The 20,634-nt window shown below is 46.8% G+C and carries 22 protein-coding genes; 5 read left to right on the forward strand and 17 right to left on the reverse strand.

Translation table 11 applies throughout. The features are described 5' to 3' along the window. Nucleotides 1-16 precede the first annotated feature (16 nt). Together MRBLPE1_RS19440 and MRBLPE1_RS19445 are read left to right on the forward strand one after the other, a co-directional pair. Nucleotides 17-304, forward strand: coding sequence for an autorepressor SdpR family transcription factor (locus tag MRBLPE1_RS19440; RefSeq protein ID WP_364148565.1), 288 nt, complete (start codon nucleotides 17-19; stop codon nucleotides 302-304). Further along, nucleotides 301-912: an SdpI family protein gene (locus MRBLPE1_RS19445; RefSeq protein ID WP_364148567.1), complete on the forward strand. Its 612-nt coding sequence runs from the start codon at nucleotides 301-303 to the stop codon at nucleotides 910-912. The genes MRBLPE1_RS19440 and MRBLPE1_RS19445 overlap by 4 nt, the downstream gene beginning before the upstream one ends. A gap of 35 nt (nucleotides 913-947) precedes the next feature. Here MRBLPE1_RS19445 and rnz read toward each other — a convergent pair whose 3' ends face one another. Beyond that, entirely contained in the window at nucleotides 948-1,886 is a 939-nt protein-coding gene (rnz, locus tag MRBLPE1_RS19450) for a ribonuclease Z (RefSeq protein WP_364148570.1), read from the reverse strand. Nucleotides 1,887-1,997: 111 nt separating this feature from the next. After that, nucleotides 1,998-5,414 carry a methionine synthase gene (metH, locus tag MRBLPE1_RS19455; protein ID WP_414698913.1) on the reverse strand — a complete coding sequence of 1,139 codons (3,417 nt, stop codon included), beginning with the start codon at nucleotides 5,412-5,414 and terminating at the stop codon, nucleotides 1,998-2,000. A 165-nt stretch (nucleotides 5,415-5,579) separates the two neighbouring features. Between metH and MRBLPE1_RS19460 the strand changes: the two genes are divergently transcribed. Beyond that, complete coding sequence (locus tag MRBLPE1_RS19460) at nucleotides 5,580-6,128, forward strand: 1,2-dihydroxy-3-keto-5-methylthiopentene dioxygenase (protein WP_364148576.1); 549 nt, start codon at nucleotides 5,580-5,582, stop codon at nucleotides 6,126-6,128. Nucleotides 6,129-6,201: 73 nt separating this feature from the next. On the opposite strand, the gene MRBLPE1_RS19465 is transcribed toward MRBLPE1_RS19460, so the two are convergent. The 5 genes from MRBLPE1_RS19465 to yneA form a co-directional block, all read right to left on the reverse strand. Beyond that, nucleotides 6,202-6,990, reverse strand: coding sequence for an HAD family hydrolase (locus MRBLPE1_RS19465; protein WP_364148578.1), 789 nt, complete (start codon nucleotides 6,988-6,990; stop codon nucleotides 6,202-6,204). Between the two features lie 23 nt (nucleotides 6,991-7,013). Further along, nucleotides 7,014-7,526, reverse strand: a complete 513-nt coding sequence (locus tag MRBLPE1_RS19470) for a hypothetical protein (protein ID WP_364148580.1) — start codon at nucleotides 7,524-7,526, stop codon at nucleotides 7,014-7,016. Between the two features lie 20 nt (nucleotides 7,527-7,546). Further along, complete coding sequence (locus MRBLPE1_RS19475) at nucleotides 7,547-8,536, reverse strand: aldo/keto reductase (RefSeq protein WP_364148583.1); 990 nt, start codon at nucleotides 8,534-8,536, stop codon at nucleotides 7,547-7,549. Nucleotides 8,537-8,581: 45 nt separating this feature from the next. Further along, entirely contained in the window at nucleotides 8,582-8,773 is a 192-nt protein-coding gene (locus MRBLPE1_RS19480) for a DUF896 domain-containing protein (RefSeq protein ID WP_364148586.1), read from the reverse strand. A gap of 271 nt (nucleotides 8,774-9,044) precedes the next feature. Beyond that, nucleotides 9,045-9,362: a cell division suppressor protein YneA gene (gene yneA, locus MRBLPE1_RS19485; RefSeq protein WP_364148589.1), complete on the reverse strand. Its 318-nt coding sequence runs from the start codon at nucleotides 9,360-9,362 to the stop codon at nucleotides 9,045-9,047. A gap of 214 nt (nucleotides 9,363-9,576) precedes the next feature. Here yneA and lexA point away from each other — a divergent pair, with 214 nt between their 5' ends. Together lexA and yjcZ are read left to right on the forward strand one after the other, a co-directional pair. After that, on the forward strand, nucleotides 9,577-10,197 hold the full coding sequence (lexA, locus tag MRBLPE1_RS19490; protein ID WP_114378485.1) for a transcriptional repressor LexA: 621 nt from the start codon (nucleotides 9,577-9,579) through the stop codon (nucleotides 10,195-10,197). A 202-nt stretch (nucleotides 10,198-10,399) separates the two neighbouring features. Next, entirely contained in the window at nucleotides 10,400-10,507 is a 108-nt protein-coding gene (yjcZ, locus tag MRBLPE1_RS19495; protein WP_364148593.1) for a sporulation protein YjcZ, read from the forward strand. A 613-nt stretch (nucleotides 10,508-11,120) separates the two neighbouring features. Here yjcZ and MRBLPE1_RS19500 read toward each other — a convergent pair. The 10 genes from MRBLPE1_RS19500 to MRBLPE1_RS19545 all read right to left on the reverse strand — a co-directional run bounded on the left by MRBLPE1_RS19500 (nucleotide 11,121) and on the right by MRBLPE1_RS19545 (nucleotide 20,632). Further along, nucleotides 11,121-11,816 carry an NAD-dependent epimerase/dehydratase family protein gene (locus tag MRBLPE1_RS19500; RefSeq protein WP_364148596.1) on the reverse strand — a complete coding sequence of 232 codons (696 nt, stop codon included), beginning with the start codon at nucleotides 11,814-11,816 and terminating at the stop codon, nucleotides 11,121-11,123. A gap of 164 nt (nucleotides 11,817-11,980) precedes the next feature. Beyond that, the gene (locus tag MRBLPE1_RS19505; RefSeq protein ID WP_364148598.1) at nucleotides 11,981-12,610 is read right to left on the reverse strand and encodes a hypothetical protein; all 630 of its coding nucleotides are present in this window, start codon (nucleotides 12,608-12,610) and stop codon (nucleotides 11,981-11,983) included. 166 nt (nucleotides 12,611-12,776) lie between these two features. Further along, nucleotides 12,777-14,105 (reverse strand): type I glutamate--ammonia ligase, encoded by a 1,329-nt coding sequence (gene glnA / locus MRBLPE1_RS19510; protein ID WP_364148601.1) that lies wholly within the window; start codon nucleotides 14,103-14,105, stop codon nucleotides 12,777-12,779. Nucleotides 14,106-14,151: 46 nt separating this feature from the next. Next, on the reverse strand, nucleotides 14,152-14,562 hold the full coding sequence (locus MRBLPE1_RS19515; protein ID WP_053376247.1) for a MerR family transcriptional regulator: 411 nt from the start codon (nucleotides 14,560-14,562) through the stop codon (nucleotides 14,152-14,154). Nucleotides 14,563-14,624: 62 nt separating this feature from the next. Continuing rightward, the gene (locus MRBLPE1_RS19520; RefSeq protein ID WP_364148605.1) at nucleotides 14,625-15,917 is read right to left on the reverse strand and encodes an aminotransferase class I/II-fold pyridoxal phosphate-dependent enzyme; all 1,293 of its coding nucleotides are present in this window, start codon (nucleotides 15,915-15,917) and stop codon (nucleotides 14,625-14,627) included. 217 nt (nucleotides 15,918-16,134) lie between these two features. Then, nucleotides 16,135-17,424, reverse strand: coding sequence for a GTPase HflX (gene hflX / locus MRBLPE1_RS19525; protein WP_364148608.1), 1,290 nt, complete (start codon nucleotides 17,422-17,424; stop codon nucleotides 16,135-16,137). Between the two features lie 25 nt (nucleotides 17,425-17,449). Beyond that, on the reverse strand, nucleotides 17,450-18,439 hold the full coding sequence (locus tag MRBLPE1_RS19530; RefSeq protein WP_364148610.1) for an AAA family ATPase: 990 nt from the start codon (nucleotides 18,437-18,439) through the stop codon (nucleotides 17,450-17,452). An 89-nt stretch (nucleotides 18,440-18,528) separates the two neighbouring features. Beyond that, nucleotides 18,529-19,206, reverse strand: a complete 678-nt coding sequence (locus MRBLPE1_RS19535; RefSeq protein ID WP_364148612.1) for a YdcF family protein — start codon at nucleotides 19,204-19,206, stop codon at nucleotides 18,529-18,531. Then, nucleotides 19,203-19,760: a DUF402 domain-containing protein gene (locus MRBLPE1_RS19540; RefSeq protein ID WP_364148613.1), complete on the reverse strand. Its 558-nt coding sequence runs from the start codon at nucleotides 19,758-19,760 to the stop codon at nucleotides 19,203-19,205. Before MRBLPE1_RS19540 ends, MRBLPE1_RS19535 begins: the two co-directional genes overlap by 4 nt. Before the next feature lie 224 nt (nucleotides 19,761-19,984). Then, a complete protein-coding gene (locus MRBLPE1_RS19545) occupies nucleotides 19,985-20,632 on the reverse strand; it encodes a peptidylprolyl isomerase (RefSeq protein WP_364148614.1) in 648 nt (215 codons plus the stop codon). Between the last annotated feature and the right edge of the window lie 2 nt (nucleotides 20,633-20,634).

Genomic DNA, 20,634 nt, shown 5'->3' on the forward strand with positions numbered 1-20,634 from the left:
CGAAAGGATGGGTACCATGTCCATCAACCTTGCCTTTAAAGCTTTATCCGATCCGACAAGGCGGAAAATATTAGATCTTCTTCGCGAGCGTGACTTGACTGCTGGCGAAATTGCCGACCATTTTCAAATGACAAAACCAAGCATCTCCCATCATCTAAGCTTATTAAAGCAAGCCGAGCTCGTATCGGATGAGCGTCATGGCCAACATATCTACTATTCACTAAATACGGCGGTATTCCAAGATTTGATCAGTTGGATCATCTCCTTTCAGCAATCCGACGCCAGGGGGAATGATAAAAATTGAAATCTGCCGTGCTCTCATGGATCATCGTTTCGGTTGCACTAATCGCAAGTATTGCAACTTATTCCTATTTGCCTGAACAAATGGCTATCCATTGGGATATTAATAATGAAATCAACGGATTGGCTCATAAAGCCTTCGCTCTTTTGCTGATGCCCGCGTTAATGGTCATTTTGATCGTTATTCTGCCAAGAAAGCAAAACTACCAGAAGCACAAAGTTACCTTGCTCATCGTTCAAAATATCATTCTGCTTACCCTTTTGGCTCTGCACAGCACCACGATTGCGTTAGGCTTCGGATTCGAGGTCGATATCGAGAAAGTGGTCATACCGATGATCGGCGTCATTTTAACCGTCTCGGGCATTTACATGCCGCGCATCCAGCCTGACAGCTTAATCGGCATCAAAACAGCCCATACCTTAGCAAGCGAAACCGTTTGGAGAAAAACGCATCAGACGGCTGCTAAGTTTTATGTTTTCGGCGGCCTGTTTATGATCGCAAGCGCATTCGTCCCGAGTCCCTACCAAGTATTTATTTTTTTCGGCATAATCGTTATCATCGTTTTAGCTTCGGTTTTCTTGTCCTTTTTTTATGGAAAAGACCATCATTAAACAAAAAAACGCGAGGAAATCCTCGCGTTTTTTTATTATTCATTCAAAGCACGTTTTACCTCAATATGGAGCAGATCGACGGCTGCCGTTGCCGTTTCGAAATATTGAGCGGCCTCTCGCTCCAGCTGCGATAGATCTTCATTGCTGTACCGCCCGCTAAAATGTGTCATAACCAGACGCTTGGCCTTCGCTTTGGAAGCCGTAGCGGCGGCTTCCGCCGTTGTGCTGTGGCCAAACTCATGGGCCTTCTCTTCCATGCCTGCGGCAAAGGTAGCTTCATGCACAAGAAGATCCGCATTGACGGCCAGTCTGAGAGCGTTATCACAAGGCTTCGTATCTCCCAACACCGTGATAACCCTCCCGATATGTGCCGGGCCGGTTACATCTGCTGTGTGCACGATCGTACCGGATGGCGAAGTAACGGACTCTCCTTGCTTTAGTTTCCCATACAAAGGGCCTGCTTCGATGCCAAGCTCCTTTAGCTTATGAACAAGCAGCCTGCCGGGCTGATCCTTTTCCGTTATACGATAGCCGTAGCTGACCACGCGATGCTCAAGCTGCCCAACTTCCACTTTAAACCGGTCATCTTCGAATATAAGAGCTTCGTTCCCCGTTATTTCATGGATAATCAGTTCATAATCGAGCTGAGTGGCGCTGATACTGAAAACCGTCTCTATAAACGCTTTTATACCAACCGGACCATAAAGCCGAACTGGGGTAACTCCTCCATCGAACGAGCGGCTGCTGAGCAGACCCGGCAAACCGTATAAATGATCGCCATGTAAATGCGTAATGAAAACGAACTCAAGTTTATTCAGCTTAAGAGGCGTACGCATGAGCTGATGCTGAGTCGCTTCGCCGGCGTCAAACAGCAGCCAGCTGGAATGGGGCTCAGGCAGCTGCAGCGCCATTGCGGTAACATTCCTATATTTAGAGGGTCTTCCGGCCCCCGTCCCCAAAAACCACATATTCATATCCACAGTCACCTCACTCTTAGCAGAAGCTGCCTTCACTTCGATTATTGAAAGGAAGAGCCCTTTCAAGCTCGTTAAACGAACGCTCAAGGGCTCTCTTTTTATTATAAGCTATAGTTTCTCTACGTTAAAATATTGCGCTTCAGGGTGGGCGAACACCATTGCGGATACGGAAGCCTCCGGCTCCATCATGCATCCTTCGGTCAATTCAACGCCAATATCCTGAGGTCTCATCAGATCGAACAGCGGTTCCTGATCTTCAAGATTCGGACATGCCGGATAGCCGAAGGATACGCGAATCCCTTGATAACGAGCACCGTGGCGTTGCTTCATCGTCATTTCTGCAGGATCCGGGTAACCGCAAATATCCCGCATAATATGATGGACACGCTCAGCCATTCCTTCTGCCACTTCCAGTGCTACGGACTGCAGGGCATGCGAGCGTAAATAATCCCCGTTATCTTTCCACTCGTTGGCGAGTTCACGTATGCCATGCCCAGCCGTTACGACCAAGAAGCCAACGTAATCCATAACGCCGCTCTCCACTGATTTCAAGAAATCAGCTAAGCATAAATACGGCTCGACCTGCTGACGAGGGAATGTGAATCGTTTGATTTCCTGCAAAGGATCAACCGGGTTGTAAATAATGACATCATTGCCCGATGATTGCGCCGGGAAGAAACGGTACATGCCATGGGTTTTGATAATGCCGTCAGACGTGCCCTTTTGCAAAATTTCATCGACGGTAGCTTTGAGCTGAACCGCTTTCTCATTGCCTTCCTTCAGCAAATTATCCACGTTACCTTTTAGTCCGAGATGATGTCCGAGCAGCATTTGCATATTCACGTATGGAATAACATGCGGCAAAGGTACATCGCGCAATATATGACGGTCCAGATCCGGCGGCGTAAACACGGGCGCATCCGGCGAAATTTTGGAACGAACCGCTCGGGTTAATTGCGGCAAAGGCTTTTTCTCTTCCTCTTCGAGGCCGCCGGATGCTTTAAACGCAGCCATCTCGTCCTCCATCCGCGAGCGGTGCGCCGGATCCATCAGCTTGTTCGCGATGTCAAGCCCATCCATGGCATCCTTCGCGTATAACACAAGGCCGTCGTATTCTGGGCCGATTCTCGTTTTAGTAAACTTCCGCGTCAATGCGGCGCCTCCAACAAGAATGGGTGCATCAATGCCTGCCGTACGCAAATCCTGTGCCGTGATCACCATTTGCTGCGCCGATTTCACGAGCAAGCCCGATAAACCGATCGCATCGACCTTCTCTTTGCGGTAAGCCTCGATTAATTGCTCAGGCGGTACTTTTATGCCCAAATTTATAATTTTGTAGCCGTTATTCGATAAAATAATTTCAACGAGATTTTTGCCGATATCATGCACATCGCCTTTAACCGTCGCCAAAATGATTTTTCCTTTTACGGATGATTCATTTTTCTCCATAAACGACTCTAAGTAATTTACGGATGCTTTCATAACCTCGGCGCTTTGCAGCACTTCAGCTACGATCAGCTCATTCCCGTTAAATAGGCGGCCAACTTCCTCCATTCCGCGCATAAGCGGTCCGTTAATGACATCCATAGCTGAATATTTTTTCAGCGCTTCGTCAAGATCCGGGATCAGGCCTTCCTTCGTTCCTTCCACTACGTATGAGCCAAGACGCTCCTCGAGGGTTAGATTCGAAATCTTTTCTTTCTTCTCGACCTTCTTGTCGCGGAATGCCGCAACAAAAGCTGCCAACGTTTCATCCGTCGTATTGTAGATGAGCTCCTCGGCCAGGCGACGCTCTTCATCCGGAATCGAAGCATAACGCTCTAGCTTTTCCGTGTTAACGATCGCATAATCAAGACCTGCTTTGGTTGCATGATATAAGTATACGGAGTTAAGCACTTCACGGCCCGCATCAGGAAGACCAAAGGAAATGTTGCTGAGTCCCAAAATCGTTTTGGCAAGCGGGAACTTCTCCTTGATCATCCGGATGCCTTCGAGCGTTTCAACCGCGGAACCGATATACTGGGGATCGCCGGAGCCGACCGGGAACATATTCGGGTCAAAAATAATATCCTCAGGGTTCATCTTATATTTTTGAGTCAGCAGGTTATAGGAACGCTCCGCAACCTCCATCTTCGCTTCACGGGTTACCGCTTGGCCTCGCTCATCGATGAGAATCATGACGACAGCAGCGCCATAGCGATGGATTAACGGCAAAATTTGTTCGAATTTAGATTCGCCGTCCTCCAGGTTAATGGAGTTAATGATTGCTTTACCTTGCGAATATTTAAGCCCCAGCTCGATAATATGATCATAAGTGGAATCGAGCATTAACGGCGCTTTTATCTTTTTTACGACCTGCGGCAAAAATTGATGGACCGCATAGGCTTCATCGATATCCGTGTCCTGCAGGTTAATATCGATCACATGTGCGCCGCCCTTAACTTGGGCTCTTGCGATTTCAGAGGCTTCATCGAACTTTTCTTCCTTCAGGAGCCGTTTGAATTTACGGGAACCGGAAATGTTCGTGCGTTCCCCAATCATAATCGGGCGATTCTCAGGCTCGATGTATACAGTCTCGATGCCGGAAACCGCATTCGGATGCGATCCCATTTTTGTGCGCGGAGCGTATTTCGCCATGGTTTCACCCATCGCGCGAATATGATCGGGCGTCGTTCCGCAGCAGCCGCCGGCAATGTTCAACCAGCCTTGCTCAGCAAATGCCGACATTTTCTTGGCCAATGATTCAGGCGATTCGTGGTAATGCCCGTTCTCGTCGGGCAAGCCCGCGTTCGGATAACAGCTTATCGCAGAATTGGCAATATCGCTGAGCGTACGAAGATGATCCCGCATAAACTCTGGTCCCGTTGCGCAGTTCAGGCCAATGGAAATCGGCTTCAAATGCTCCAAGGAAATATAAAAAGATTCAATCGTTTGGCCGGCAAGGGTTGTCCCCATCGGCTCAATCGTGCCGGAAATCATAATTGGAAGCTCTTTGCCGAGCTTATCAAAGGCGTTGCGGATTCCAATGCTGCCCGCTTTCACATTTAACGTATCCTGTGAGGTTTCGAGCAATAGAGCATCAACATCCGCTTCTATTAAAGCAAGCGCCTGCTCATAATAGCTTTCAACGAGCTCATCAAAGGTCACTCCGCCGGTTACCGATAAGGTCTTGGTCGTAGGACCGAGCGCGCCGGCTACGTATCTAGGCTTGTCAGGCGTGCTGTATTTATCGCAGGCGTCACGTGCCAGCTTCGCAGCAGCTAGATTGATTTCTCTTGCTTTTTCAGGGATATCATAATCAGCCAACACGACGCTTGTAGCTCCGAACGTATTGGTTTCCAGGATGTCCGCGCCTGCTTCAAGATACTGCTCATGAATCGATTGTATGACATCAGGTCGAGTCAGAACGAGCATTTCATTACATCCGTCCAGCTCAGGTCCGCCAAAATCATCTTCATCTAATCCAGCTTGCTGGATCATCGTCCCCATTGCGCCGTCCAAAATAAGGATACGCTCCTGAAGCATTTGTTGTATGGTCGGTTTCGACAATTTACTACACCCTTCCCAAAATCATTAACACATAGTTTATCAGAATACCTTCTGCGTGAAAAGGTAATCCATCGACAATCCATTTGATTTGTTTTATAATCATTATATCATTTAATCTCTATAGGAAAAGAGGGAATGTTCATGGCTGAAATTAGAATTCGCAATACAGAGGAACGGATTCAAGGAGAAGAAGCTGTCCGTTCATTTCTAGAACAGCAAGAGGTGCTTTACGAGCATTGGAACCCGAGCAAGCTGGCAGAAGGCCTTCAGCAGAAATTCGTCCTTTCCGACGAAGAAAAACAGGAAATTTTGGCAACCTATGACGAAGAAATCAAAGACCTCGCAGAACGCCGCGGGTATAAAACATGGGATATTATTGCCTTATCCGATGCTACGCCGAATCTAGACGAGCTGCTTAAAAAGTTCGAAAACGTACACACCCATACAGAAGATGAAGTTCGCGCGATAACTGCGGGACGCGGCATCTTTATTATTAAAGGTACTGACGATGTAGGTTATTTTGACGTGGAACTGGAAGCTGGCGACGTTATTTCCGTCCCGGAATACAAGCCGCATTTCTTTACGCTTATGGAAAACCGTCAAATCGTTGCCGTTCGTCTTTTCATTGAAACGGAAGGCTGGATCGCCCATCCTTTTGCTGATGAGAAGTTCGCATCCAACCAGGCTTAATACGTATCAAAAATAATGCAAGCCCCTCTTATGCTGCAAATGCAGGCAATGAGGGGCTTTTTGTTGCAATAATTTATAGTTCCAGCAGCTGCAGAAGCTCTTCTAAGTGTTTAATTTCATGGGTAGGAATGATTTCGTCGTTACGGACGGCGCCGTGGCGATTAATCCAAACCGAGGTCATCCCAATCGTATTCGCGCCTAGTATATCCGTTGTCAGCTTATCGCCAACCATAATTCCGTGCTCCGTTTCGATGCCAAGACGCTCAAGTGCATGCTTAAATATCGCAGCAGCCGGCTTCCCTTGCCCGAACTCGCCCGAGATAATGATATGGTCAAAATAAGGCAGAAGTTCCGGTACGCCCGCGAGCTTTTCTCTTTGCAAATCAGGAGAACCGTTCGTGAGAAGTAGAAGCTTATATTTACCTTTAAGCGCATCCAGCACGCGGAATGTTTCTTCATATACGATTGGACGCGAACGGCGTTCAGCCGGGAATTGCTCGGCTAGCACAGCGCCAAGCTCTTCATTGTCCACGCCAAGCGCCTTCAACCCCTGTGTCCATGCTGCTTTCCGGTAACCGGGAGCAAGATTCTCAAGCTTCCGGAATTCTTCCTGCTCGCCTTCGCGGAAGGGAGCCCACAAACCCTCAAACGGATTGATTCCGATCATTTTTGTAAAAGGGAACGTTTCATACGATTCATAGAGGGCTCTTGCTTCACGGCGTACCGCTTCCTCAAGAGCATCAGGATCAACTCCGGTCGCAGCCGCTGCCGCTTGGCAGGTTGCTTCAAAAGCTTCCTTTACGCTGCGGTCATCCCACAGCAATGTGTCATCCAAATCAAATAATACCGCTTGTTTAGCCATCGTTGTTCAAACTCTCCTACCTATTATTTTTCCTGAAAAGGAATGCCGTTTGCTTGCGCAAACACTTTCAGCTTCTCGCTAATTTCTTCAGTCGGAAACCGGTTCGTTAATTTAGAGAACACCCAGTTACCGCCTTTATGCTGCTCCACGATTACATAACCCTTTTGTGCGCTAAATCCTTTAATTGCTGAAGCAGGAATACGCTTATCTCCTGTCAAACGGCGGGATTGCACAAAGTCCTTGCCAATCGTTATGTACGGACGTCTAAAGAAAAAGAGGACCGCAAGTAAAATATAACAGCCAACCGTTATCCAAAACATCGTATCCATTTTGAATTGGGAAGAGCTTTGCATCAAGATGACGTACATGCCAATAAATAAAATCAATAAAATTGGCGCGATGTAATTGCGTCCAATTATTTTTTCCGATTTCTCGGCATTAAAAACGATTTGGCCATTGCCTTGTTTTTTGCGTTGTTTATTCACTTCGGTCATATTTTTGCGCACTTTGCGCTCCCAGGAACGTGACAAGCTCATTCTCCTCCTAATTTAAAACCCTATTCAAACGGTCTGCGGAATTTTTCGATGAAGCGATTAGGGTAATCATCCGGAAGCGCGCTGACTTCCTCCAAACGGTTCCAAATCCCGTCTGGCATTTCCCAGCCAATTGCTCCGATATTATCCTCAAACTGTTCTAGTTTACTGGCACCGAAAATCGGCGATGTAATTCCTTCGCGTTGAATCAGCCATCTTAACGCAACCTGCGCCGGCGTTTTATCCAGTTCCTTGGCAGCTTCCAGCAATGTGTCAAGAATGATGAAATTTTTGTCCAAGGCACGATTGATCCAAGCGCTCTCTCCTACCTTAGAAGTCAACCGGCCTTCCTTTGGCTCTTCTCTCGAGTAACGTCCCGTTAAAAATCCGCCGCCAATTGGAGCCCATGGAATAATGCCTACCTTCTCCTCTAAGCAAAGCGACATCATTTCAAGGTCCATCTGTCTGCTCACCAAGCTGTATTGCGGCTGAATGGAAACAAAACGGACATATCGGCTTGCATCGCTGCATGCCAGCGATTTCATTAACTGCCAAGCGAAAAAATTCGAACATCCTATGTAACGAACCTTACCCGAGGTTACAAGATCATCAAGCGTGCGCAGGGTCTCCTCAATCGGTGTTGCATGATCCCATACATGTACCTGATATAAATCGATATAATCGGTTTGAAGACGTCTCAAGCTTGCTTCAACGCCATCCATGATATGCTTGCGCGATAACCCCACGCCATTAATATTTTGGGAAGTGGTCATCCTCACCTTTGTCGCCAGAACGATATCGGAGCGATTGTTTTTAATCGCTTTCCCGACTATTTCCTCGGAACGGCCGCTCACATATACGTCAGCCGTATCGAGAAAATTTCCTCCCCGGTCAACAAAACGATTGATCATTTCAATCGAATCCTCTTCGCTCGTTGTGTTACCGAAAGTCATCGTTCCCAAGCAAAGCTCGGATACTGCCAGTCCACTTTTGCCTAATAGTTTGTAATTCATCTAATCACCCTTCCTTGGATATTAAATGATTGCCCTAGACATTTATTAATGCTTGATATTATCCTTGTCATCCACAATTTCTATCGTTTCGAGCTGCTGCCGGAAATTGTTCTTGAAGTTCGTTAAATATTGCTTACGAAGCTCATCTCTTTCGGCCATTTCCGCATCGGATAAACCTTCCGATTTATTTTTACGAGCGAGCTCGTTAATCCGTTCAATTATTTTCGAGAATTCCATACCTTGCTCTACTCCTCTCATGATGAAAAACCACTACTCTATACTTTGACATTTTCGACGTTCAGTTGTCAAGGCAAGGGGAATGCATTCTGTGCTCTTGACCCTTGCCACCGATTCCTTTCCTTTTAATGTGTACTCCAAATAGGAAATAAACAAGCGCTTCAATTAAAACGTAAAAATGCTTTCCGAGACAAGCAGATTCAAGTAATCTGCTTGTTCCAGAAAGCATAATGGTGAGCGATATTAGCGAAGGAAAATAAAATAACTCTACTTATATATTTGGAATGATTAGCTTCTGCCCGGACTTAATCTCTGCGTTATGTAATTCATTCCGGTCCTTAATCATATAAACCACATATCTGATATCATGGCTCGAATCATTGAATTGTTTAGCAATCTCCCAAAGCGTATCGCCTGGACGAACCGTGATCACCTGTTCTTCATTCGAAGCAGCTTCAGGAGAAGTGCCCGATGCATCTGTTCCCATCATGAGAAAGCTCGTGAATAATAGAGTAAACAAAGCTGAACATACGATAGCCTTAACCGTATGACGCTTTACCAAGCGTACAACCGATTTTGTAACTTTCATTGCTTTGCTTGCTTCCTGCTTATGAATCGTTCTATAAAAGCTTGGACTAGTTATCATTTATCAGCACCCCAAACGTTTGTTCTGTTTTTAGAATACACGAACAAACGTTTGGTGTCAACAAAAAATGCGAACCTTTGTACTTAAGAACTTATGTTTGTACGAACTCCGGTTCTATGTTATAATTTTTTGCAAACCTACTAATGGAGTGATTGCAGTGTCGAAGATTTCTAACCGACAACATTCGATTCTTGAATTTATTAAGAATGAAGTCCGGGAGAAAGGCTATCCGCCCTCCGTTCGAGAAATCGGCGAAGCTGTCGGATTGTTATCCAGTTCAACCGTTCACGGTCATCTAGACCGCCTGGAGAAGAAAGGCCTAATTCGCCGAGATCCCACGAAACCCCGTGCCATTGAAATTTTAGACCAAGAAGGCGTCGATGGCATTATTCCGCTTTCCGTAGCCAAGGTGCCGATTGTCGGTAAGGTTACAGCCGGTGTGCCAATCACAGCTACGGAGAACATCGAGGAGTATTTCCCGCTCCCTTCCCATTTTGTGGGTGATAGCAGCGTATTTATTCTGAATGTAATGGGCGAGAGCATGATCGAAGCCGGCATTCACGATGGGGATTACGTCATTGTCCGCCAACAGCAAACGGCAAATAACGGTGAAATCGTTGTTGCAATGACCGAAGACGACGAGGCAACGGTGAAGACGTTCTACAAGGAGAAAAATCATATTCGATTGCAGCCGGAAAATTCCTCTATGCAGCCGATTTTACTCCAAAATGTAACGATTCTTGGCAAAGTCATCGGTCTTTTCCGCGACATTCATTAATGGCATCACACTCGTACATAAGGCAAAGGCTGGATCAGATGCATGAGCATCAATGATCCAGCCTTTTCTTTGTTTACAGTCATCCCTCTTTTTAAAAATAGGCATCTGCAGGGTCGCCCATCCCAAGGCAAACACCCAATCACTGAGCAATTATCCCGCATAACATACTGTGTACTCAACACGTAAGGAGGTGCATTGAAAAATGTCCGGTTACGTTGGCGGAGCTTTTACAAATTTAGGTACAATTTTGGTTCTCTTCATTTTGTTGGTGATTATCGCATGCAGCTGCATGGGTTTTGGCGGCTATTAAATAGCGGCCCTATCCCTTGTTTCAGTTCTAGACATCTGATTTTATACAAAAAGACCCTATAAACGGGTCTTTTTTTGTGCGAAGGATATTCAGTTACCTCAATCATTTTAGGATCAGAACGGTGCATTGCTTCTCGGTTAAACCCATCCGTAAATAAAGGCGGGCAAGTTACATAGGCAGCGGTAGAAACATAGGCTGTTCGTATCAAAATAAATGATTGGAGGAAAAACGCGATGGCATTCGGACCGCTCGCACCCCCATTTTACCCTTTTCCGCCCTCTTATCCCTATCCATACCCTTATTCTTATCCGTACCCGGAAGTGCTTCCGCTCCCCATTCCATTCCCCATTGGCAGCTTTGGAGGACCTTGGTGGCATGGCGGCATACATGGAGGAGGTTTCTTCCCCAGCGGAGGGCCAGGCGGCTTTCACAGAGGGCATTCAGGAGGCTTTCATGGCGGCGGCTCTCATGGGGGACACCGTCAATTCTGTAAATAAAATAAATATATGATTATTATGCAGAATATGCGCATATCGGGGGATGTAAAGCATCGGCCTAAATCCCCCGTTGTGTGATAAGCTCGTGTTCTGCCCAATAGTTTGAAATCCCTCGCTTATTTGGCCATCTCGGAAATAGCCTTGCTGTCTAGAATGGCTCGCGCTTGGCCAGATTTGGCCGCGCGGATCATAGCCAGCCCAAGCTCCCTTAATGAAATCACATGGTTCGGGAAGAGGATTCGGAGCATTGGATACAACCACTTCAAAGCAGAATAGTAGCCATGCGTATTCGTTAAGCCCTTGATCGGATGGATGTAACCAGGCCGGAACATATATGCGCCTTTGAAAGGGAGCTGCAGGAGCGCGTTCTCTGTTTTCCCCTTCACTCTGGCCCACATGCTTTTGCCTTGCTCCGAACTGTCGGTTCCGCTTCCTGATACATAACAAAACACCATTTCCGGGTTCATGTTCGAAAGAATGCCTGCCAGATATAAAGTCAGATCATAAGTGAGGTGACTGTATTTTTCTTCATTCATGCCGACTGATGATACGCCTAGGCAAAAGAAACAAGCGTCGATGCCGGATAACTGATTGGAAATAGGTTCGATTTGAAAAAAATCCTCATGGATAATCTCTATTAATTTGTTATGAACGACACCACAAGGTCGTCGATTGATAACCAGCACGCTTTCAACATCCGGATGCTGAAGACACTCATGCAGTACGCCTTCCCCTACCATTCCTGTAGCACCCGTAATTATAACTCGTAATTTTTTAGTCGCATTGTCTGTCATATCGCCTACGGATACCATGCCGATCACCCTTCACTATTTTATATGCGATTTTGACATGGATTTAACTTGATATCTGATTTCGTAAATCCGGAGTTTCATAAAAAACAGCTTCCTCTTCTTATCATAAACAATCGCTTGATTAAAGTAAAAATATGATTTGGGTTTACTGCATAACATTTGCGCTACACAGCACTTTTTCCAAATAGAACCGCGGAGTACAGAGGTTTGAGCACCCGGCCCAGTCTTTGGCGATCAAGCTTGGGATACTGATACAATGGACCTTCATAGACGGCTTGGACACTCTTGTGTTCAAGAAAATCGTTCGGCGTCACTAAAGTTGATGGACGGTTCCACAGGTGAATTCCGCAGCTGCGGAGCGTCTCTGCAACAAACTGCGAACAGAAATAGGAATCTGCAGGCTGCAAATCTATTTCTAATAGAACGCCAAGCAGCCCAATTAAATTATAGCGATACTTATTCTTATCCTTATCGAACTCGCAAATTACTTTTATTATCGATGTTCTTTGTTGTTCCGTTACCGACATACGCAGCAGCTTGCAGCGTGTTTCCGGAAAATGCCTGTATGTTCCCTGATAGATATCCTCCTTCACAAACCCCGCGTTTAATGGATTATGCACATGCTTACGCCCAAAGCTATAGATTTCTTCTAACTTCTCGTCCAGCACGAGTGAAGCATGATTGTAAGGCGCACCCGTAAATCCTTTGATCAGCCTTGTGAACAAGGTTCCCGTATCGGTAAGTAAAATATATATACTGTTTGTTTTCTCGTCATTTAAGTTTGTTTTGTTCATCCTGCTCATCTCCTGAACTCCGTTGTTATATTCATCCGGCAGCCGTTGTTAACTGTACTGAATATAACAATTCGTCAGACAAGCGCATAGTACCAACTCTGTATAGTACTGCTAGCTCAAAAAAATCCCTCAACGCAATTTGCGTCAAGGGATTCTAATTTTTATTTTAATAAAGCGTCAAATATTGATCTCTTTCCCATTGGTGAACTTGGGTACGGTACATATCCCATTCGATTTCTTTCAGCTCATAAAAATGGGCAAGCGCATGATCGCCGAGTGCTTCGCAAATGATATCGCTTCTTAGCATTTCATCGAGCGCTTCCTTCAAATCAAGCGGCAAGCTTGGAATGCCTGCATCCTGACGTTCTTCCTCGGTCATGATGTAGATGTTCCGGTCCGTTGGAGCCGGCAATGGCAGCTTGTTCTGTATACCGTCAAGACCAGCCTTAAGCATAACGGCTAGCGCTAGGTATGGATTTGCTGCCGGATCCGGATTACGAACCTCTACGCGAGTGCTGAGACCGCGTGAAGCCGGAATACGGATCATTGGCGAACGGTTGCTTGCTGACCAAGCAACATAACAAGGCGCTTCATAACCAGGCACCAAACGTTTATAGGAGTTGATCGTTGGGTTCGTAATGGCTGCCATTGCTCGGGCATGCTGCAAAATGCCTGCCATGTAGTGGCGTGCAGTTGCACTTAGGCCTAGCTTGTCCTTCTCGTCATAGAATACATTCGTATCCCCTTGGAACAAGGACTGGTGACAGTGCATGCCGGAGCCGTTTACGCCGAACAATGGTTTTGGCATAAATGATGCGTGCAGGCCATGCTCGCGTGCAACCGTTTTGACGACAAGCTTAAACGTTTGGATTTGATCCGCTGCTTTGATGGCGTCCGCATATTTGAAATCGATCTCATGCTGTCCTGGAGCAACTTCATGGTGGGATGCTTCAATTTCAAAGCCCATTTCTTCCAGCGTCAGAACGATTTCGCGACGGCAGTTCTCACCCATATCCATAGGAGCTAAGTCGAAATAACCGCCTTGGTCGTTTAATTCTGTCGTCGGCTCGCCGCGCTCGTCGGTTTTGAACAAGAAAAACTCAGGCTCAGGACCGACATTCATTGCTGAATAACCAAGATCTTCGGCTTCTTTCAAAGCACGCTTCAAAATACCACGCGGGTCACCGGCGAAAGGCGTTCCGTCAGGCATATAAATATCGCATATCAAACGGGCAACGCGATCTTGCGTAACCCATGGAAATACAACCCAAGTATCGAGATCAGGGTACAGGTACATATCAGACTCCTCGATACGCACGTAACCTTCAATGGACGAACCATCGAACATCATTTTGTTGTCGAGCGCTTTTTCAAGCTGGCTCACGGGAATTTCTACGTTTTTGATCGTTCCGAGTAAATCCGTAAACTGCAAACGGATAAAACGAACATTTTGTTCCTGTGCAATACGTCTAATATCCTCTTTAGTGTAACTCACAGAATCATCTCCTTTGATGGCGAATCGATAGTTAAAAATAGTCCAACTAGCGCTTATTTAAGAAACGAGTCAATTGTCCTTGAATTAGCGATGCCTGACCCGGTCTTTTCTCGAGCAATTGCTGTTTAAGCAAACGATGCAGCTGCTGATCGGATAGCTCACGCCGCTTTACTTCCGATTGCTCGCTTACGATCGTTGCATCATCCGACTCTTTAGATACCGGATTCATCACTTGTTTAATACCGGCGATGTTAACGCCCTTCTCAATCAATGATTTAATTTCCAAAAGCCGTTCTACGTCATTAAACGAAAATAACCGCTGATTTCCTGCAGTTCTTGCAGGGACGATCAATTCATGCTGTTCGTAATACCGGATTTGGCGGGCCGTTAAATCCGTCAGCTTCATTACGATGCCGATTGGAAATAAGGCCATATTTCTGCGAATATCATCAGCCATGTCGCATCAACCTTCCAGTCGTTCATTAATATGTTCATTCTAACCGTTCCTACGCAAATGTGTCAAGTTATGTAAGGTTTAATCACAATTAAACCGCTGTCCACAAGTCGATAAAGCGCAGTCAGAATACCATATTTAGCATGAGCGTAGGTAAGGCCGCCCTGCATGTATGCAATGTAAGGTTCACGTATTGGAGCGTCTGCCGAAAGCTCAAGACTGCCACCTTGAATGAACGTTCCTGCCGCCATTATGACAGCATTCTCGTAACCAGGCATATCCCAAGGCTCGGGAACGACATGGGAATCGACGGCAGCCGCTTGCTGTATTCCTTGAACAAACGCAATTAAATGCTCGGCTTGCCCAAAACGAACGGCTTGGATAAGATCGGTCCGCGGTTCGTTCCATCTCGGCTTTGTTTCAAAACCAAGTTCCTCGAACAAGGCCGCTGCCAGCACGCTTCCTTTAATAGCTTGTCCAACCAAGTGGGGAGCCAAAAATAAACCTTGAAACATGTTTCTGAGCGTGCCTAACATTGCGCCGACCTCGCCGCCTATTCCGGGCGCTGTCAAACGAAAGGAGGCAGCTTCGACAGCAAAGGCTTTGCCGGCGATATAACCGCCGGTTTCAGCCAAACCGCCGCCAGGATTTTTGATTAGGGATCCTGCCATTAGATCTACCCCGACTTGGGTAGGCTCTAACAGCTCAGTGAACTCCCCGTAACAATTATCCACAAAAACAATCACGTCAGGCTTCAATGCTTTGACACGCTTGACGATAGCTTCTATTTCAGAAACGGTAAACGAAGCTCTCCAATCATAGCCGCGTGAACGCTGGATTCCGATGACCTTAGTTTTCTCCGTAATCGCAAGCGAAATTCGATCCCAATCGAGACCGCCATCCTCTAGAAGCGGCACCTCCGAATACGTTATGCCAAAGTCCTGCAATGAACCCATCCCGTCTCCAGGCTTGCCAATGACCTTATGCAGCGTATCGTATGGTCTTCCAGTCACATACAGCAGCTCATCGCCTGGCCGAAGAACACCGAATAACGCACAGCTGATTGTATGCGTGCCCGAGACGAAATGCGGCCTGACGATTGCTGCCTCCGCTCCCATAACATCCGCGTACACAAGATCAAGTATTTCACGTCCGCGGTCATTATAGCCATAACCTGTTGATCCCGTGAAATGAAAATCGCTTACTTTATGGCGCTGAAACGCCTCGATGACCTTCCATTGATTGCGTTCAGCTATTTTATCGACGCTTCGGAAAGCTTCTGAAGCCAGCAGCTCGGACTGCTCAGCGACCTGCTCAAGATGCTCCCACAGCTTCTGATTATCATGTTGCCTATTCATTTCGTTATCTTCTCCTTAAAGTTTTGCGAAGCAAAACTACTTCGTAAGCATGGACCTAAGTTTTGCGTAGCAAAACTACTTCGTAAGCATGGACCTAAGTTTTGCGTAGCAAAACTACTTCGTAAGCATGGACCTAAGTTTTGCGAAGCAAAACTACTTCGTAAGCATGGACCTAAGTTTTGCGAAGCAAAACTACTTCGTAAGCCTATGTAACCGACTATTCGATATATTGCTTCAGACGGTGCCCATGCTGCTCATACTCTTGCTTGCTGACTTGAACGGTAAGCCTCAGTGACTCTTCCGTCACCTCTTGGCTTATCACCTCGCCGCTGCGATAGGCCAGCGCAATCAGGTCACCGCGTTCAGCAGGAACGTTAAAGGTCACGACATCCCCGCTCAATTTATCCTGGACCGTTTGCTTCAGAAGCTCAAGGTCATCTGCATCGTAAGCGCTGATGACTAGATTATCTCCGCTTGTAATAGGCAGATCGGCTAAAGTGCCGTTGCTTATGCACATGTCTTTCTTATTGTAGACCTTGATAAAAGGCTTATCGGATGCACCGAGATCGCCTAGAATTTTGTTCACAACAGCAATTTGCTCATCGCGCACCGGCGAACTGCTGTCAATGACATGGAGCACTAAGTCAGCCTCGCAAACCTCTTCTAAGGTTGCACGGAATGCAGCTATGAGATCCGTTGGCAGGTTTTGAATAAATCCTACCGTGTCGGTGATCACGATTTCTCTGCCGTTTGGCAGTTCCAGCGTTCTGGACGTCGGGTCAAGCGTTGCGAATAATTGATTCTCCACATAGACATCGGCATCCGTCAGCTCGCGGAGCAGCGTCGACTTCCCTGCATTCGTATAGCCAACCAAGGCAACCTGTGTGACTCCTGATTTTTTGCGGCGCTCACGGTGCAGCTTCCGGTGGCGGACAACCTCTTCAAGCACCGTCTTCAGATCAAAAATCCGGTCTCGGATATGCCTGCGATCCGTCTCGAGCTTTGATTCGCCCGGACCGCGGGTGCCGATGCCTCCGCCTAGTCTGGAAAGGTTTTTGCTTTGTCCGGACAAACGCGGGAGCAGGTAGCTGAGCTGGGCAAGTTCGACTTGGATGATGCCTTCGCGGGTTTTTGCTCTCCCGGCGAAAATATCCAGAATAAGCTGCGTGCGGTCGACGATTTTCAAATCGAGCGCTTCTTCGAGGTTGCGGACCTGGGCACCCGATAATTCCTGATCGAATATGGCAGTCGTGGCGCCCAGCTCATCGGCTAAAGCTTTAACCTCCTGCACCTTGCCCTTACCGATAAACCATTTGGAATCCACGGATTCCTTGTTCTGCGTAATCGTCGTGAGCACTTCGACGCCTGCCGTTTCGGTTAGCTGAACCAGCTCCTGGAGCGACATCTCCGGGTCGCCGCCTTTACGCTTATCATTTGAAGTTACCAAACTAATCAAAATCGCTTTCTCAATCATATTGGGATTCGTATCGAATGTTTTCTCGCTCATTTTATACTCCTTCTAAGCTCCAGCATTATATTGGCTTCGTATCCCATTTCAAATCCTCTGGCCTGATCGTCATTAATTCCTGCTTTGCGGGAACCGAGCTAGCATAATGCGTAAGCAGACGAACGGCTTGAAACCTAATCGCCTTCTCGATCGAATTACGGACATACCTTGCATTGCTGAACGAAAACATCGTGCTTTGCTTCTCCTGCATGAGATGCTGCCTTAATTTAAATACGGTCTGCGGCATCAAAATGTAATCGCGGTCCTTTGCCATCAGCTCGCTAATTTGAATCAATTGATCCACCGAATAATCCGGAAATTCGATTTGGATCGGAAAGCGTGAGGGGAGACCTGGATTGGTCAGCAAAAAATCCTCGATTTCGGCAGGATAACCGGCAAGAATAAGCACGAACTGGTTTTTGTGGTCCTCCATGGCTTTAACGAGCGTATCGATCGCTTCTTTGCCGAAATCCTTTTCTCCTCCGCGCGCAAGACTATAGGCCTCATCCACAAAAAGGACGCCTCCTATTGCTTTACGCACGAGATCTCGCGTCTTCTGCGCCGTATGCCCGATGTATTCGCCAACAAGATCCGCGCGCTCCACCTCGATTAAATGTCCTTTTGTAAGGACGCCCATCTTCTGGAACAGCTTCGCTACGATTCGCGCGATAGTCGTTTTTCCCGTACCGGGATTACCCTTAAAAATCATATGATACACATGAGAGCCGCCAAATAAACCTGCTTCCGAACGCATTCGGCTAATATAAAGCAGCGCATATATTTCATAAATAAGTGATTTCACGTTTTCCATGCCAATCATCGGTTCGAGTTCTTTTTGAATATCGGCATAATGATCCACGCTGGGAAGCGGCTTTACGGCAGGAAGCGGATCTGCTTCTAGCGCATGGGCTGATGCTCCTGTCTGAAATGTTTCTTGGCTTCTTAGGACCACATTGATTTGACGGGAAGGCCTTGCGGAGCCATTTCCGGGTCCCGATATGACGTGTCCACTCATCTGTCGCATCACCTATCCTTTGCATCGAAAGCTGTTGCGGCTAACCGCACTACAAGTTTATTCTACCTTGCAGCTGCATATTAGCAGATTTACAGCGACGAATCGGAAGGCGGAAATCCAAACATGCGGATAAGCGAGTCAAGCCTCCATTTAGTGAATGCCAGTACTTCCCGCGACTCATTGTATACGGGATTCAGCACTTTCGATTTTGTGGCAGCCACCTGCAGCGGCGAATAATCAAGCTGTTTGGCGATTTCCTTCGCTCTTGCAGCATGATAATCATGCGTAATGACAAGAAGACTTCCCAGCTTGTTCTGCTCCGCTATCCTTTTGCTAAAAGCCAGGTTCTCATACGTGCTTGTTGATTTTTCTTCTAGCAACAGCTTGTCAGCAGATATACCTTTTTTTAACAGATAGTCGCGCATACCCTCTGCTTCCGTTTTGGTCGAACCGTTCGCATCTAAACCGCCAGACAAAATCAGCTTGTCCACCGTTCCCTCTTCATACAGCCGCAAAGCAAATTCCAACCGTTCCTTTAACGCCGGACTTGGCAAATCATTCCATAAAGCGGCGCCAAGAATAATACCCGCATCCGATTTGATAAGCGGTTTATCTGCCTGGTAGCCATTAATTAACCACAATAAATATCCGCACCAAAACACGCCTGCACATATCCCCCAGGCAACAACACGAAACAAGAGCAGCCACGGACGCCTTTTTCTAGACCGTTTGCGTGAGCTGCTCCTTTTACCCGTTGCCGTATTCATGATTCGCTTAATTCCCCAGTTCTTTCAAGTAAGCTTTTCCGATGTTTCAGACTGAGCGTAAAATACCGGAAACGGCCATTTCGAATGCTTGAAAGCAATTTTCCTGCCGTTTTGCGGGCTAATGCTACATCCTTACCGTTGACGTCCCCTTGTCTAAGCGCATCCTCCAGCTCATCCTCGTCCATGAGGAATACTTCTCCGCTAGGAAGCACTACGACATCTAAATAGAGATCATCGAACCAAGGCACCTGTTGATCGGTTAAGCCTTGTGTCTTGCACACATCGATATACCATTGTACAACGCGTCCCTTGTCATCAAACATCGTCGTGACGACAAAATGCTCGCCTCTAGGAAAATGCTGCATCCACAAATAACCGCGATCGGCCAAACACAGCTTCCGTCCGTTATATTCCTTCCATAACGGCTCGCGCAATTCATGAATCCGGTAAAACGTCACGAGTCCTTTAAACTCCTCGCCGTCAAGCGCAAGGCATGAATAGCTTTTGCGCAAGATACGCCGCCAGTTGGCGCGGTCTGAAAATTTTCTCTTCATACGGAACGTACCTTTCCGTTCAATTGGGAAAAGCTTGCACGGAACCTGCAGCGCTTTTCTCGGCTCTAATTTTACAGTGTATGCCTTACAACCAACGATAGTTGTTATTTACCCATAAAAAAAGATTACCATATCTTAACGTCCATCTCCAGCCGACAGGCAAAATAAACCAAGCTCTATGCGGAAAATAAAAAGAATACCGCCCTAGAAGGCGGTATTCTTCTTTATTTCTCTACAATTTCGATCGAGTTGATGATGATTTTCTCAGACGGCTTGTTATTTTTCATAGGTGTCTTCGCTATGGCTTGCACGACCTCCATACCGCTTTCCACCTTGCCGAAAATCGAATAATTAGGCTCCCGGTTCAAGTTTTCCGAATCGGGCCCCGTGCAAATGAAAAACTGGCTTCCGCCCGAATTAGGCTTGCTGGCATTTGCCATGGCTACAATGCCCTCATCGTATTTCATTTCCGTGCTAAGCTCATCCGGGATGGAATAACCGGGCGTGCCTGTGCCATTTCCTTTCGGATCACCGGTTTGAATCATGAAGTTCTCAATCATATTATGAAAGGTGAGTCCCTCATAGAAACCTTTCCGAGCAAGAAAAACGAAATTATTTACGGTAACCGGTGCTTCATCCGCAAACAGCTTCACCGAAAATTCGCCTTTTGTCGTTTGAAACTTGGCCACATACGATTTATCGAGATCAATTTGCATGTCAGGCATTTTGTCCCAAATCATCGTCTTGGCGGAAGCTTTTGCAGTACTCCCGTCAATACCTCCCGACCCATTCTTGCCGCAGCCTGATAAAAGCATGATGACCGCGGCAAGCATGAATAAAGAAAGGATTCGTGCCGTTCTTGTTTCCGTCATTG

This window comes from Paenibacillus sp. LPE1-1-1.1 (genome assembly GCF_040676435.1).
Lineage (GTDB): Bacteria > Bacillota > Bacilli > Paenibacillales > Paenibacillaceae > Pristimantibacillus.

Excerpts from the sequence above, each read along its gene's own strand:
- MRBLPE1_RS19440 (WP_364148565.1), top strand. The coding sequence starts at position 17 with ATGTCCATCAACCTTGCCTTTAAAGCTTTATCCGATCCGACAAGGCGG.
- rnz (WP_364148570.1), bottom strand. The coding sequence starts at position 1,886 with ATGAATATGTGGTTTTTGGGGACGGGGGCCGGAAGACCCTCTAAATAT.
- metH (WP_414698913.1), bottom strand. The coding sequence starts at position 5,414 with ATGCTTCAGGAGCGTATCCTTATTTTGGACGGCGCAATGGGGACGATG.
- MRBLPE1_RS19460 (WP_364148576.1), top strand. The coding sequence starts at position 5,580 with ATGGCTGAAATTAGAATTCGCAATACAGAGGAACGGATTCAAGGAGAA.
- MRBLPE1_RS19465 (WP_364148578.1), bottom strand. The coding sequence starts at position 6,990 with ATGGCTAAACAAGCGGTATTATTTGATTTGGATGACACATTGCTGTGG.
- MRBLPE1_RS19470 (WP_364148580.1), bottom strand. The coding sequence starts at position 7,526 with ATGAGCTTGTCACGTTCCTGGGAGCGCAAAGTGCGCAAAAATATGACC.
- MRBLPE1_RS19475 (WP_364148583.1), bottom strand. The coding sequence starts at position 8,536 with ATGAATTACAAACTATTAGGCAAAAGTGGACTGGCAGTATCCGAGCTT.
- MRBLPE1_RS19480 (WP_364148586.1), bottom strand. The coding sequence starts at position 8,773 with ATGGAATTCTCGAAAATAATTGAACGGATTAACGAGCTCGCTCGTAAA.
- yneA (WP_364148589.1), bottom strand. The coding sequence starts at position 9,362 with ATGAAAGTTACAAAATCGGTTGTACGCTTGGTAAAGCGTCATACGGTT.
- yjcZ (WP_364148593.1), top strand. The coding sequence starts at position 10,400 with ATGTCCGGTTACGTTGGCGGAGCTTTTACAAATTTAGGTACAATTTTG.
- MRBLPE1_RS19500 (WP_364148596.1), bottom strand. The coding sequence starts at position 11,816 with ATGGTATCCGTAGGCGATATGACAGACAATGCGACTAAAAAATTACGA.
- MRBLPE1_RS19505 (WP_364148598.1), bottom strand. The coding sequence starts at position 12,610 with ATGAACAAAACAAACTTAAATGACGAGAAAACAAACAGTATATATATT.
- MRBLPE1_RS19515 (WP_053376247.1), bottom strand. The coding sequence starts at position 14,562 with ATGGCTGATGATATTCGCAGAAATATGGCCTTATTTCCAATCGGCATC.
- MRBLPE1_RS19520 (WP_364148605.1), bottom strand. The coding sequence starts at position 15,917 with ATGAATAGGCAACATGATAATCAGAAGCTGTGGGAGCATCTTGAGCAG.
- hflX (WP_364148608.1), bottom strand. The coding sequence starts at position 17,424 with ATGAGCGAGAAAACATTCGATACGAATCCCAATATGATTGAGAAAGCG.
- MRBLPE1_RS19530 (WP_364148610.1), bottom strand. The coding sequence starts at position 18,439 with ATGAGTGGACACGTCATATCGGGACCCGGAAATGGCTCCGCAAGGCCT.
- MRBLPE1_RS19535 (WP_364148612.1), bottom strand. The coding sequence starts at position 19,206 with ATGAATACGGCAACGGGTAAAAGGAGCAGCTCACGCAAACGGTCTAGA.
- MRBLPE1_RS19540 (WP_364148613.1), bottom strand. The coding sequence starts at position 19,760 with ATGAAGAGAAAATTTTCAGACCGCGCCAACTGGCGGCGTATCTTGCGC.
- MRBLPE1_RS19545 (WP_364148614.1), bottom strand. The coding sequence starts at position 20,632 with ATGACGGAAACAAGAACGGCACGAATCCTTTCTTTATTCATGCTTGCC.